The organism is Thermodesulfovibrio aggregans, from assembly GCF_001514535.1.
In the GTDB taxonomy this organism is placed as follows: domain Bacteria; phylum Nitrospirota; class Thermodesulfovibrionia; order Thermodesulfovibrionales; family Thermodesulfovibrionaceae; genus Thermodesulfovibrio; species Thermodesulfovibrio aggregans.
The window spans coordinates 15,163-29,458 of the sequence record NZ_BCNO01000002.1 but is presented as its reverse complement, the minus strand read 5'-3'; the positions used below and the strand labels follow the sequence as shown (position 1 = coordinate 29,458).

Below are 14,296 nucleotides of genomic sequence, written 5' to 3'. Positions count from 1 at the left end.
GTAACTGCAGAGGGTAGATTTCGATGAGACGGCACCGCGGCATTTTTGAAGGTATACTAAGGTTCTTTAGTATAATTGGAATTTCATACTTTTTTATAATATAATGTTTTATGCTTAAAGAAATATCCCAGATCAAAAGAGTTGTTTTTGCGATTTTTGTAAGAGAACTCAAAACTCGTTTTGGTAAATATCGTCTTGGATATCTATGGGCATTGATAGAGCCTTTTTTGCATATTGCCATGTTTGTAGGAATAAGAGGAATTCTGGCAGGTTCTCTTCGTGGAGCAGCTGATAAAATAATATATCATGTTGACTACCCTTTGTTTTTAGCAGCAGGTCTTGTCCCTTTTTTTATGTTTAGGCATATAGTAAGCCAGGTTATGAACTCAATTGATGCAAACAGAGGGCTTTTTGCCTATCAGCCTGTTAAACCAATAGATGCGATGCTTTCAAGATGGATTCTTGAGGGTGTTATTTTCATGATTTTATGGGTCATAGTTTTTATTATTCTTGATTTTATTGGTTTTAGAACAGAAATAAAAGACCCGCTTGGTTTAATAGGTATTTATTTTCTTTTCTATCTTTTTTCCTTCGGAGTTGGAATGATATTTTGCATGATTGTAAATATTTATGAAGAGGCAAGAAACGTCATTCCTCCAATTATGATGTTTTTATTTTTTACATCTGGTCTTTTTTTCTCCATAAACATGATTCCCAAGAAATTTCAGATATATCTTCTCTGGAATCCTTGTCTTCATTTCATAGAGCTTAGCAGAGCAAGTTTTTTTCCCCTTTACAAAGCTGATATGTGTAGTTTAAACTTTATAATAATTTGCACAATAAGTGCTTTATTTTTAGGCTTAGTTTTATACAGACTTAAAATAAGAGAGGTGCTTGCTTCAGAATGATTGAACTAAGAAATGTTACAAAATCATATATAACAAAATATGGCAGACATTATGTATACAGAAATGTAAATGCTTTATTTCCTGAAGGCAAAAATATTGGAATAATTGGTCCAAATGGTGCTGGCAAATCAACTCTTTTAAGGCTGATAGGAAAGATTGATTATCCAGACAGTGGAGAAATCATCACAAATAAGTCTGTCTCATGGCCTGTAGCCTTTTCAGGTGGTTTTCAGGGGAGTCTTACAGGCTTTGAAATAGTTAAATTTGTATGTATGATTTATGGAGCAAACGGAGATATGGCTGATAAAATAGCTTTTGTTAAGGAATTCACTGAGCTTGGAGAATACTTTGAAATGCCTATAAAAACATACTCTGCAGGAATGAGAGCAAGACTTGCCTTCGCATTGAGCATGGCTTTTGATTTTGACTACTATCTTATAGATGAAGTTACAGCAGTAGGAGATATAAATTTTAGGAAAAAATGTAATCAAATCTTAAGAGAAAAACTAAAAAAATCAAATGTAATAATGACATCCCATGATATAAGCAAACTTAATAAATTTTGTGATATATTCGCTATTCCTTATAAGGGTGATCTTATTGTGTTTGAAAACTTCAAGGAGGCTACCAAATTCTATGCAGATATCTCAAAGACTACAGCAATTCCAGAACTGGCTAAAACAGATTGATAAAAAAGAGTTTTTAAAAAAACATTATCTTTTCATTTCTATAGTAGTTTTTCCAATTTCTATTCTTACTTTTTATTATGTTCTTATAGCCTCAGACAAATTCATAAGTGAGTCAAAAATTACAATAAAAGAAACAGGACAGCAACCCACTTCATTTAATTTAAGCCTCTTTTCTTTCGGAAATCCTACAGTAAGAGAAGATGCTATGTATTTTCAAGAGTACATACTTTCTTATGACATGCTTGATTATCTTGAAAGGAAACTCAGTCTAAAAAAAATCTATCAAAATAAAAAAATAGATTTTGTACAAAGGCTTTCTTCTGATGCAACTCATGAAGAATTTTTAAAATACTATCAAAAACATATTGTGGATGTGAAGTATGATGATATATCCTCAATTCTTACAATTAAAGTTTATGCTTTCACACCTGAAGATGCAAAAAAAATAAATGAGGCAATACTTGAGCAGTGTGAAAAATACATAAATGGAGTATCCCATAAAATAGCAAAGGAGCAGATGAATTTTATAGAGCAAGAGCTTTCCTATGCCAATCAAAAAATGCAATCAGCAAAAAATACCTTGATTAAATTTCAAAACACTTACAAAGTAATAGATCCTACCCAGGAAGCACAGGCAGCAGTTAGTCTTGTTGCACAACTTGAAACTCAGCTTGCCTCACAGGAAGCTCAACTTAAAAATTTGCTTACCTATCTAAGTGAAGACTCTTTTCAGGTGCAGGCATTAAAAAGCCAAATCAAAGCTTTAAAAGAACAGAGAGAGATAGAAAAATCAAAAATTGTTGGAGGAGGAGACTCAAAACTTAACAAAATTGCTGCTGAGTATCTTAATCATAAACTTGAGCTTGATTTCTCAACAGATGTATATAAAGCAACGCTCAGTGCTCTTGAGACAACAAGGGTGGAAGCCTCGAGAAAGCTAAAAAATCTTGTAATTATAGCATCACCTAATTTGCCTGATGAAGCCCTTTATCCAAAGAAAACTTATAATTTAGCTCTTGCAACTTTGCTACTTTTAATTTTCTATGGAATATTAAAAATTATAATAGGAGTTATCAAGGAGCATAGACTATGAAAATTTTTATATGGTTTTTTATCACTTTTTTATTAATCTGTCCTGCTTTTGCGCAACAGACATCCCAGCCTTTGCCAGTCCAAGCTGTTCAGCAGATTTTACCTTTTCAACAAGCCCAACAAACTCAAGCACAACCAATAATTACGCCACAGCCTGCTCAAATTCAACCTCCGCAGCCGCCACAGCCAGTACAAATTACCGTATTTGGGGAGCAACTCTTTTTAGGAAAATTTGCATCAGAGCAATACACAGGCTTTAATCCTGACTATCAAGTAGCAATAGGAGACAGAATCACTATAAGAATGTGGGGAGCAGTTCAGTTTGAAAGTACACTCACAGTTGACCCTCAGGGTAATATCTTTATTCCTCAGGTAGGACCTGTTTATATGTTAGGTGTTAGAAACGCAGAATTAAACAGTGTAGTTGAGTCAGCAGTGAGAAAAGTATTCAAAAACATAGTAGGAGTCTATGCTTCCTTAGAAACAGCAGTACCAGTTAAAGTATTTGTTACAGGTTTTGTAAAAAATCCAGGGCTTTATGGCGGTCTTTCATCAAACTCTGTACTTTACTACCTTGATAGAGCAGGAGGAGTTGACTCACAGAGAGGGAGTTTCATAGATATTACTGTTTTAAGGGCTCAACAGATAAGAAAAAAGGTCAATCTTTATGATTTTTTACTAAATGGAAAGCTGGAACTCATTCAGATGGTTGATGGAGACACTATTTTTGTAGCACCGAAAAAGAGCACTTTCACAGTCACTGGAGAGGTATTTAACCCCTTTCAGTTTGAGTTTGAAGGAGAATACATAAGTGGAAAAAATGCTATGGCACTTGCTAAACCTAAGCCCGGAGCCACTCATCTAACAGTAACAAGAAAGCAAGGATTGGAGAAATATACTGAATATTATGCTCTTACAGAGCTTGAGAAAGTAAAAATTTACAATGGAGATGAGGTAACAGTTCTTTCAGATAGATATCCAGGAACAATACTTGTTAGAGTTGAAGGAGCTCATATGGGTTCTCATGCTTTAGTGCTTCCCTATGGAGCAACAATGAAAGATGTTTTACCTAAGATTGTGCCAAATGTAAGGTCAAATCTTGAGGCAATCCAACTTTTTAGAAAATCAGTTGCTCAGAGACAGAAAGAGATGCTTCTTACATCACTTCAGCAGCTTCAAAACTATGCACTTACAGGCAGATCAGAAACACAGGAAGAAGCCAATTTAAGGGCAAAGGAAGCAGAACTGATCATGAAATTTATTGACCTTGCAAAAAATATTGAACCAAAGGGTCAGATAACATTAGGCTCATTAGAAGAAGCAAAAGTCACTTTGCTTGAAGATGGCGATGTAATAACAATACCTGAGAAAACCTCTGTTGTAATGGTTCATGGTGAGGTTAGATTTCCAAATGCAATACTTTATGCTCCAGATAAGGATATAGACTACTATATTGAGCAGTCAGGTGGTTTTACACAAAGAGCAAACAAAAATGTTATAGTAGTTTTGCATCAAAATGGAAAATTTGAGGATGGAGATAAAGCAAAAATACAGCCTGGAGATGAAATATTCGTGCTACCAAAGATTGAAGCAAAAAGCATAGAGATTGTAAGAGGAATTACACAGATACTCTATCAAATTGCGGTAACGGCGAGAGTTTTATTGTTAGCATGGTAGGAAATTTTTTTACTTATTTAAAAATTTTTCTTTTTAAATTTTCATTTTTGAATACTATTGTTTTTTATGAAAAAAATTTATCAAAATTATTGAGTATCTCAAAAGATAATGAAAAACATATCATAAAATTTAAAAGAATTTTGTTACGTAATTTAAAGGAAGGAAAGTATTTATTAAAAGTAACACCTTTGTATGCATTAAATAATATGGCAATTGATATTTTCATAGAATACAAAGACAATTCAGATATTTATAGACTAAATTTAAATCAATATAGTCGGTTTGATGTTGAAATTAATCTAAAAAATATTCCTTCAAATATAAAAATCAAGCCTATTATTGGAGTTGGAAATGATTTTTTTATAAAAAGAATGGTGATAAAGAGATTGCAAAAAATAGGAGGAGAAAAAATGTTAAATAGAATTAAGAAAAAAGATATAGAAGGAAATTTTGATGTAGTTACAAATGATTTTATTGCATGTGGATGGGTATGGGATAAAGCTAAACCTGAAAATAGATTGAAGGTTCAAATTTTAGACGATTACGGAAATATTTTAGGAGAAGGCTACGCAAATAACTACAGAGAGGATTTGAAAAATGCAGGCATTGGAGACGGTAAATACGGATTTGCAATAGATATAGATTTAGAGCCCTCAAAATATGAAAACAAAAAAGAAATTAAAGTTAAAGCATATGTTGAAGAATATAAATTAATATTAGGAACTCATAAGATGAAAGTCAAGAGAATTAATAAAACGGTTTATAAAGCATTTGATATAAATACATTGAAAAACTTTATTACCAAAGAATGGAAATCAATATTAGAGTTAAATAAAAAAAGGGGATTGTTCATTGAAATAAAAAATAGTAATGAACTTTTAAATACAATTATTTCAACCAATCTTCCTTTATTTATTTTTGATTCAAATAGATTAAATAGCATCTTATATAAAACTTTAGCACATGAAAAACTCCTTAATAAAGATTTTATTTTAGCTGAAAAGTTTCTTTTTTATTCTTTATATTTTGATGAATTCCCTCATTCATTAGAATTATTAGGCAACATAACTTTTGAATTAAAACAAGTGGATAATCAATACTATAAAGTGGCTAAAAATAAAGATGTCACCTTTTGGGTCTATCTTAATTTATATAAAATGTATAAAAATAGTTTTGATCCGGAAAACATATCAAAAGCTATATTACTATTACTTGAGGGACACGATAGATTTCCATTTTATTCTTTTTATTTCAAGAGTAGATTAATAGAAATTTTAAATACTTTCTGGAATAAAGTCCAACAAGAAACTTCTATGTTTGTAAAACTAATACACGAAAAAACTATAGCAAAAAAAATGTTATTTGAAATGGTATATGAAGCTTTTATAAAAATATATAACTCTTTCCAAAAAATATATGGACTTTCGGATTCTCCTGTAGTAAATGTAAAAAATACAAATAAAGTATTAATTATTGCTGGAAGTTTGGATCTTCCTCAATGTAAAAGATACAGAATTGAGCAAAAAGTCAAACAGTTTGAAACAGTGAATATTAAAGTAGATGTTATTCCATATGATAAGTTACAAAATATTTTTGAATATATTTTCGACTACGACATTTTCATATTCTATAGATTACCTCCAACCATTGAAATAATAAAATTTTTAGCTTTCATCAACGCATTAGGTAAGGTCTCTATTTATGAGATAGATGACCTGATATTTGATCTGGACAATTATCCTCCACTACTTGAAAATTTTGGAGGTTACGTAGATTTACCAATGTATCATGGATTAATTTTTAGTTCAATTCTTTTTAATGTAATTGCAAGATTTTGTAGATATGGATTAGCTTCAACCACTCCCCTCAGTGAAAAATTAAAAGAATTGGTTTTTTCAAAAACCTGTTTTATTCATAGAAATGCACTTGATGATTATAATTTAATCGTCAAAAAAAACCTTAAAGACTTTCAGCAAAAGAAAGAAATTATAATCTTTTATGGTAGTGGAACTTTATCTCATAATCAGGATTTCTGTGAATTGGCTTTACCAGCTTTAGAAAGAATTTTAACAGAGTATGATAATGTTAAATTATGGATTGGTGGATATTTAAGATTACCGCAAGAATTTATAAACAAATTTGAAAACAAAATTGTTTTATTAGGGTTTACAAAAAATTTAAAAGAATATTATAAAATTTTATCCTTTGCTGATATAAATCTTGCTGTTCTTTATGATGGTGTATTTGAAGGCTGTAAAAGCGAACTTAAGTGGGTTGAAGCAGCATGTGTTTTTGTACCTTCTATTGTAAGTTCAACTGAAACATATAGAGAGATTGTTAAGCATGGAATAGATGGATTTATAGCCAAAAACTCTGATGAATTTTATAACTATATGAAAATGCTAATAGAAAATCCAGAGCTAAGATATGAGATAGCTAAAAACGCTCATGAGAGAGTTTTTAAAGAGTATTCTTTAGATAATATGGGACAGAATCTGCAAAAGATTATTCAAAAGATAGAGGAAGATAGCTATAAAAATCTTACGACAATAAAATCAAATAATAAGAAAAAAATAGCTCTTGTTAATGTCTATTTCCCACCAGAAGAGATAGGAGGAGGTACAGTTGTTGCAGTGGATAATTTTTATGACATTAAGAGGCTTTATCCTGATGACTACGAATTTGTAGTTTTTACTACACAACCCCATTCCAACGAAAATAATCCATATTCATTAGAAATTTATAAATATAACGATTCCAATGTTTACAAGGTAAATCCAAATTTTAAGACTGATAATATAGATTGGATTTATAATGATGAAGAAATGAAAAAAGTTTTTATGAAATTTTTGGATATTGAAAAGCCAGATTTAGTTCACTTTCATGCTATTCAAAGACTAACTGCATCAATTGCAGAAGCCGCTTATGAGAAAGGAATTCCATACATTATAACTGTTCATGATGCTTGGTGGATTTCGGATTGGATGTTTCTGACAGATGATGAGGGCAATGTTTATCCTGAAGGTTTTCCTGATATTTTTTCAACCAGAAGTTTACCAAAAGGGATTTCATTAACTCAATCTGTTGGGAGAATTTCTTTCTTAAAAACTATCTTACAGAATGCTTCTTTCGTATATGCTCCAAGTCCAGAATTTGCAGAGATTTATAAAAAAAATGGAATTACTTGGATTAAAGCTATTCCAAATGGTATTTCCACAAGAATAAATTGGATTCTAAAGAATACCAATTATACTGATAAAGTTGTATTAGGATTTTCTTCTGCTTTTGCAATTCATAAAGGTTATTATATTTTTGAAAAGGCGTTAAGAAAAGTAAAACCCAAAAATATAGAGGTTTTATTGATAGATTACAGTAAATTGGAAAATTATGTAGAATTAGGACTTATAGAGAATATTCCTGTAACAGTTACTGGAATGATAAATAGATATAAAATGCCTGAAAAATTCTATAGCAAAATTGATGTTTTATTTCATCCATCAATATGGCCAGAGAGTTATGGATTAACCCCAAGAGAGGCTATGAAATGTGGATGTGCTGTAGTAGTATCTCAAAATACAGGATGTATTAATGATTTTATCGGTAAGGAGGGATGCTATATAGTTGAACCTACAGTAGATAATTTGGCAGAAATAATTAAAAAAATAGATGAAAATCCTGATTATTTCAAGAAAGTGTTTGAATATAATGGAATAAGAACTTCTGAAGAACAGGCAAAAGAAATAGTTAATGTCTACAGGGAGGTTATTAAATTATGATGCCAAAGTTCGTTATTGGTGGAGTTGAACACTCAGGAACCACTCTGTTGTCAGATATATTTAGACAAGTCCCTGGATTGGATAGTGGTTTTGAGGTGGGTGTTTTATTGTGTAATACACCAAAAGAATTTAGAACATTTAAACCTTTTATAGATCAAATGCCTGCGGGGTGGGGTCTAACGGAAGAGGACCTAGACTACATCTGTGATACAGATTCTTTTCAAGATTTTTACGAAAGACTTTATGAAAAATCACAAATTATTAAAAAACCTTGTGAAATTTTTGATAAAACTCCACGTTATGCTTGGGGAATTGAAAAGTGTATTTCCAATTATCCAGATGGAAAATACATCTTAACCTACAAAGACCCGAGGGCTCTTTTTTATTCAAACTATAAGAGGTATGGGGAAAATGTGAATTTTAAAGATTTTATAGAAAATAATTTGCCAAAATCCATAAAATATTGGTTAAAAATTTACGAAAATTATCAAAAAATAAAAAAAGAAGAAATTAAAGGAAATTTTTTGATTGTTTCTCTTGAAGAGATAACTTTTGATTGTAGAAAAACACTTGAAAAAATTTTTGAATTTGTGGGATTAGAATTTAACTTGGATTATCTATTATTAAGAAACCTTAGATATCGTCATACAAGAGCAGATTACATAAGTGCGAAAATAGCTTTGGAATATAGATTTAAATTAAAAAAGGAAGAGATTAAAATTATTACACAAGAATTAGGAGGTATATTAAATGAGTGGTTCTATGAATAGGATAATAATTTATTCAATATTATTAATTATTTTAGCCTTTTTAAATCCATTAACTTTAGAAGCAAAAACTATATATTGTGAATTTGGAAAAAATCAACAAATAGAAATTAAAGATAATACTATACCTTTAGACAGTTTAGATTTACAAACTATCAATATTTCTAATATATCCATTCAAATTAGTAATTGCATGAAAAAAGTTTTAGATTCTGAGAGTAATGTCATTTTAAAGTTACCAGCTAAATCTATAAACCTTAGAAACCCAATAGTAATACAACAAACTAAGGATTCTCTCTCATGGAAAGCCATAAAAATAATTGGTTCAGGAATAGAGCAAACAAAGATTTATGCTTCAAATGGCTTTATAAGAGCAAATTTTCTAACAAGAGATATTCTTATAGAAATTTCAGATTTTACAATAATTCCAGCCCAAATCAATTCAGGAAATGGTATTCAAATTTGGATACCTCCAGGTGGTAATAGACATAATAGAAGTATTATTCTAAAAAATCTCTTAATACGAGGTGAAAATGCAAATGATAAAAATGTTTTCGAAACTTCAATAAATGTAACAGGTGCTTGGCGTATTCTCATTTCCAATGTATTTATAACCGGGCCATTTGGACCGAATGTTGAACAGCCATCTCCTGGGAAATGTTTTGTCCTCAGCGAATGCTATTCTCCAGAAGTAGCAAACAGTGCTTGTTGGTCAATGGATACAGGGCTTGAGGTTCTATCAGAAACTAATCCAGGTCCGGAGGGAATACAAGTAATCTCTTCGAAATTTGTAGATGTAAATATTGGAATAAAAATTGAAAATTCAAGAGCTATTGAGCCAGAGGGAGTTATTTCAAATAATCATATTAATGCTAAAAAAATAGGTCTTTATCTCAAAGGAAAGAAATACATTATGATTAATAACAACCTATTTTACACCACAGGAAAAGAGTTTATTCATATGCTATTAGATGGAAATGAGAAAGTCATCATAACGAATAATATTTTCCATTATCCTAACCGAGACAAACCAAAAAGTGGAATTTCTATTAAAGTTCAAAATTCGGATGATATCTTTATAAACAATAATATATTTAGTTCACCTGGTATTGGAATTTATCAGGGATTAAATAATAAAAATTTAATTATTAAGGATAATAACTTTTCAAGTATAAATCCAATAACGAAAATGATTTTGAATGAAATTGAAATTTACAAAGAGGTTGCAAAATGACATTGCAAGAATTGTTAGAGAGAAATTTTATTGCTTTATCTAAAATTCAAGAATTCAGAGAAAAGTCTAAAGAAACATTTGGGCAGTTTACTCAATTATTCCATGAATACAAAAATAAATTTCCTTACTACGGTTTTATTCCTATAGTTATTCAAGATATTGAATTTGTAATGTTCAGTGGAAATGATGATCTAAGTGCTATGGCATATTTTTGGTATGGTCCTTCAAGTTATGAACGTAAGAGCATGGCACTATGGTTAGAGATGGTCAAAGAGGCTGATATAATATATGATATTGGTGCTTACACAGGTTTATATTCTCTAAGTGCTTCTGTTAAAAATCCATCAGCTAAAGTGTATTCTTTCGAGCCAGTTAGGAGAACATACGGAAGATTACTTCTAAATATAGAGATAAACAGATTAAAGAAAAGAATTATTCCTATAAATAAAGCTATATTGAATAAATCTTGTTCTCTCACAATTAAAAATTATAGAGGAGGGGGAATTCTTGATGCAGGAGCTTCAGTGGTAGATAAAGGTATTCCAATTTTTAAAGAGGAGGAATTAATCTCCGCAGTTTCATTGGATGAATTTATTGAAGAGGTGAAAGAAATTCCCCATACTGTCAAGATTGATGTTGAAGGAGCTGAGTGTTTAGTATTTGAAGGTATGAAAAAAATCTTAGAATTAAGACCATATATTATTATAGAATTATGGCCAAAAACTTATAATATTATCAAAAATACTTTGGAATATTATAATTATCAATGTTATATAATAGATGATAAAAACAACAGAATTTCTACTGCACCTGAAAAAATAAATAGTGTTCAGAATTTTTTTTGTGAACCTAAAGGAGGTAAATAATTATATGCAATTCAAAAGTGATAAAGCCTTAGCAAATGCACTGAAAAATAAATTCAGAAAATACCCTTCAAAAAATGATAATAAAAGATTTAGTAATGGCATTATTTTCCCGAATATTAATCCAAAATTTAAAATTAGTCGTGGAAAAGTTTTTACAATTGGATCTTGTTTTGCAAGACATATAGAAGAAATTTTAACAACCTACGAAGGATTTTATCTCCCAACATTAAAATTTAAAGTTCCAAAAGAAAGAATGGTCTCATAGACCTAACGGATTGTTGAACGAATATACCCCAGGTTGTATTTATCAGAGAATTTTGAATGCGTTTTCACAATTAGATTTTGGAGAAAAAGCTATTATTGAAAAATCAAAAGATTTATTTATTGATTTATTATTACCAGCTGGTTCTCCTGTTACATTTACTCGTGCATTGGAAAGAAGAAAAGAAATAGAAAAAATATATGAAGAAATAAAAGATGCTGATTTAATTATTATAACTCTTGGTTACATAGAATGTTGGTATGATAGTGAATCTGGACTTTTTTTAAATCGTATGCCAGAACCATCAGAAATTAAAAAATTTCCCAAAAGGTATATATTTAAAAGACTGACTTGTTCTGAATCTATTGAACTTTTACAAAAAGCAATTCAAATTTTAAGCAATAGAAAGATATTATTAACAGTATCACCTGTTCCTATTCAAACAACTTTTATACCGAACACAGACGCTGTACTAAGTAATAGTTATTCAAAAAGCGTTTTAAGAGTGGTTGTAGAACATCTATATAGGAAATTTCCAAATGTGGATTATTTCCCAAGTTATGAAATAATTTTATCTTTAGGAACTAAAGCCTTTATGGAAGATAATGTCCATGTAAAAGATGAAGTGGTAAGAAAGGTTTCGTATTTTATTGAAAATTATGTTGAAAATATATAACAATAGCAAACTGAATAGCTTAATCCCTAACTCCGCTAATTTTACGTAATATGATTTAATAAAAACTAAGTATGTATTGACATTTCTGAATTATTTTTTATATTTTAAATATTACGTATATACGTAATATTTATGAAACATCCTGAATGGGCATTAAAATATAAAACAAAAGGCACTGAACTTAGACTCATACGAGGGACTTATTATCTTTACGAAGTAAGCAGTAAATGGAATCCCCATAAAAAACGAGCTCAAAAGATTACTGGAAGATTATTAGGGAAAATCACTCCAGAAGGATTTATTCAATCCCCTAAATATGCATTGGCACAAAAACCAATACACTCAGTGATTGTCAAAGAATATGGTGCAACTCATTTCCTTCAGCAACTTGCCTCTGATGTAGTTGTTGCTCTGAAGGACTCCTTTCCTTCGTTGTGGAGAGAAATTTTTATTATTTCTTGTATGCGATTATTGTATCAGTCTCCTATGAAAAATATAGATTTCCATTTTCAACATAGTTATCTCTCTACAGTGTATCCTGATGTATCTGTCACTGATAAGAAAATCAGTTCATTATTGAGGGTCATTGGTGAGGGACGTCAAAAAATCTCTGAATTTTTAAAGAAATACATTGATAACAGTCGGAATGATTATATGATAATAGATGCAACCCACTTACTTTCTTATTCAGAGGAAATGGAGATTGCCAAACCTGGATACAATCATCAGCAAGAGTTTGCCTCTAAAGTAAACTTGCTTTTTATTTATTCATCCACCCTGAATATTCCTGTCTATTACAGGTGTGTTGCTGGCAATATAAGAGAAGTCAAGGCATTTAAACTAACCCTGCAGGATAGTGGTATCAAAGATGCGGTAGTTATTGCAGATAAAGGTTTTTATTCAGAAGAAAATGTTGCCCAATTGGAAAGTGAGCAGTTGCAATATATTATTCCTTTAAGAAGAAGTAGCACTTTAATTGACTATAGTCCTTTTGAAAAATCAAATAAACAGGGGTTTCAGGGATATTTCAAATTCAATAATCGATACATTTGGTATTACTCATATCCGATAAACAGAAGAATGATACACCTATATCTTGATGAGAATCTAAGAAGCAAAGAAGAGCATGACTATTTAAGACGAATAGAAACACATCCTGAGAGACATACAATCAGTGAGTTTCATTCTATAAGTGCACGTTTTGGAACACTGGCAATATTAACAAATATTACTCATGCAACTTCTGAACAGATATATACGAATTACAAAAGTCGTAACAGTATTGAAATAATGATTGATGCAATGAAAAATGTTCTGAAAGCTGACAGTTCATATATGAGAAATCAAACAGCATTGGAAGGATGGATGTTTATTACATTTATCGCATTACAGTTATATTATCGCATTTACAGGTTGTTATCTGAGAGACAACTTTTATCAAAATTTTCTCCACAGGATTTACTTATGCGTCTGAGAGAAATAAATAAGGTCAGGATCAATGATTCATGGCATACATCTGAAATAACCAGCAAAACTAAAAAAACTTATAGAGAAATTGAATATACATATTACGTAAATCAGGCAGAGTTACGGTTTAAAAATTTTATGAACTCTATGGAAGAATTCCTCCATAGAGGACAATATCCGAGTCTCACCATTCTTATGGAGGGTATGTTGAATTATCTTATGCAGAAAGAAAGGGAAATCTACTTAAAGAACAATCCTCAGGAGCATGCAAATGGAAACTACAGAAGAAGTCTTGTAGCACACTTTGGAGAACTTCATCTGAGGATTCCTCGGGTAAGAATATCAAACACCTTCAGACCTGCACTACTTCCTGCAAGATGGAGAAGATTTAACAAAGACTATGAAGAATTCTTACTTGCCTGTTTGGTAAACGGATACTCTAAAGCAAGAATTGAAAAACTCTGTAAGAGTTTAGGTATTCCCTATTCAGAAGATGCTCTTGTGATACTTGAGGAATTCATTGAGGAAAAGCTTGACTATCTAAGGAATAGACCACTTCCAGAGGAAATGTTTTCTGTATTTATTGATGCCTATCATACGGAGTTAAGAGAAGAAGGGAAGATGCAGAGTATCAGTATATTTGTCTCAACAGGGATAGACCTAAAGGGATATACTGAACCCCTTAAAAAGTGGACACGGTCAATTAGTAGAGGTTAAACTTTCTGCATAAGCAGAAAGAAAAGACTTTATAGGGGGGCAGTATAAATGAAACAAAGGAAGTGGACAGCAGAAGAAAAAATGGCGATAGTTTTGGAAGGAATTAAAGGAGTCAAATCAGTAGCTGACATATACTGAACCCCTTAAAAAGTGGACACGGTCAAT

Annotated in this window: 10 protein-coding genes and 2 pseudogenes; all 12 read left to right on the top strand. The window is 30.9% G+C overall.

Annotation, left to right across the window (positions count from 1 at the left end; genetic code table 11):
• Window positions 1–110: 110 nt before the first annotated feature.
• A complete protein-coding gene (locus TAGGR_RS06660) occupies window positions 111–908 on the top strand; it encodes an ABC transporter permease (protein ID WP_059176595.1) in 798 nt (265 codons plus the stop codon).
• Complete coding sequence (locus TAGGR_RS06655) at window positions 905–1,597, top strand: ABC transporter ATP-binding protein (protein WP_059176594.1); 693 nt, start codon at window positions 905–907, stop codon at window positions 1,595–1,597. Before TAGGR_RS06660 ends, TAGGR_RS06655 begins: the two co-directional genes overlap by 4 nt.
• Window positions 1,545–2,690, top strand: coding sequence for a KpsE/RkpR family capsule polysaccharide export protein (locus TAGGR_RS06650; RefSeq protein WP_059176593.1), 1,146 nt, complete (start codon window positions 1,545–1,547; stop codon window positions 2,688–2,690). The genes TAGGR_RS06655 and TAGGR_RS06650 overlap by 53 nt, the downstream gene beginning before the upstream one ends.
• Entirely contained in the window at window positions 2,687–4,366 is a 1,680-nt protein-coding gene (locus TAGGR_RS06645) for a polysaccharide biosynthesis/export family protein (protein ID WP_082673601.1), read from the top strand. Before TAGGR_RS06650 ends, TAGGR_RS06645 begins: the two co-directional genes overlap by 4 nt.
• Window positions 4,367–4,413: 47 nt before the next feature.
• Window positions 4,414–8,142: a glycosyltransferase family 4 protein gene (locus tag TAGGR_RS06640; RefSeq protein ID WP_161936191.1), complete on the top strand. Its 3,729-nt coding sequence runs from the start codon at window positions 4,414–4,416 to the stop codon at window positions 8,140–8,142.
• On the top strand, window positions 8,142–8,912 hold the full coding sequence (locus tag TAGGR_RS06635) for a sulfotransferase family protein (protein WP_161936190.1): 771 nt from the start codon (window positions 8,142–8,144) through the stop codon (window positions 8,910–8,912). Before TAGGR_RS06640 ends, TAGGR_RS06635 begins: the two co-directional genes overlap by 1 nt.
• Window positions 8,893–10,143, top strand: a complete 1,251-nt coding sequence (locus TAGGR_RS06630) for a right-handed parallel beta-helix repeat-containing protein (protein WP_059176590.1) — start codon at window positions 8,893–8,895, stop codon at window positions 10,141–10,143. Before TAGGR_RS06635 ends, TAGGR_RS06630 begins: the two co-directional genes overlap by 20 nt.
• Window positions 10,140–11,009: an FkbM family methyltransferase gene (locus TAGGR_RS06625; RefSeq protein ID WP_059176589.1), complete on the top strand. Its 870-nt coding sequence runs from the start codon at window positions 10,140–10,142 to the stop codon at window positions 11,007–11,009. Before TAGGR_RS06630 ends, TAGGR_RS06625 begins: the two co-directional genes overlap by 4 nt.
• A 4-nt stretch (window positions 11,010–11,013) precedes the next feature.
• Window positions 11,014–11,274 (top strand): hypothetical protein, encoded by a 261-nt coding sequence (locus TAGGR_RS06620; protein ID WP_059176588.1) that lies wholly within the window; start codon window positions 11,014–11,016, stop codon window positions 11,272–11,274.
• A 10-nt stretch (window positions 11,275–11,284) separates the two neighbouring features.
• Entirely contained in the window at window positions 11,285–11,947 is a 663-nt protein-coding gene (locus tag TAGGR_RS06615; RefSeq protein WP_082673600.1) for a GSCFA domain-containing protein, read from the top strand.
• A gap of 132 nt (window positions 11,948–12,079) precedes the next feature.
• Window positions 12,080–13,327 (top strand): annotated as a pseudogene (locus tag TAGGR_RS11225) (IS1634 family transposase); the annotation flags it as partial.
• A gap of 225 nt (window positions 13,328–13,552) precedes the next feature.
• Window positions 13,553–14,107 (top strand): annotated as a pseudogene (locus tag TAGGR_RS11220) (transposase); the annotation flags it as partial.
• Window positions 14,108–14,296 lie beyond the last annotated feature (189 nt).

What these genes read in the sequence shown, in the direction of transcription:
- TAGGR_RS06645 (WP_082673601.1), top strand. Translation starts at nt 2,687, where the DNA reads ATGAAAATTTTTATATGGTTTTTTATCACTTTTTTATTAATCTGTCCT.
- TAGGR_RS06655 (WP_059176594.1), top strand. Translation starts at nt 905, where the DNA reads ATGATTGAACTAAGAAATGTTACAAAATCATATATAACAAAATATGGC.
- TAGGR_RS06660 (WP_059176595.1), top strand. Translation starts at nt 111, where the DNA reads ATGCTTAAAGAAATATCCCAGATCAAAAGAGTTGTTTTTGCGATTTTT.
- TAGGR_RS06650 (WP_059176593.1), top strand. Translation starts at nt 1,545, where the DNA reads ATGCAGATATCTCAAAGACTACAGCAATTCCAGAACTGGCTAAAACAG.
- TAGGR_RS06620 (WP_059176588.1), top strand. Translation starts at nt 11,014, where the DNA reads ATGCAATTCAAAAGTGATAAAGCCTTAGCAAATGCACTGAAAAATAAA.
- TAGGR_RS06635 (WP_161936190.1), top strand. Translation starts at nt 8,142, where the DNA reads ATGCCAAAGTTCGTTATTGGTGGAGTTGAACACTCAGGAACCACTCTG.
- TAGGR_RS06625 (WP_059176589.1), top strand. Translation starts at nt 10,140, where the DNA reads ATGACATTGCAAGAATTGTTAGAGAGAAATTTTATTGCTTTATCTAAA.
- TAGGR_RS06630 (WP_059176590.1), top strand. Translation starts at nt 8,893, where the DNA reads ATGAGTGGTTCTATGAATAGGATAATAATTTATTCAATATTATTAATT.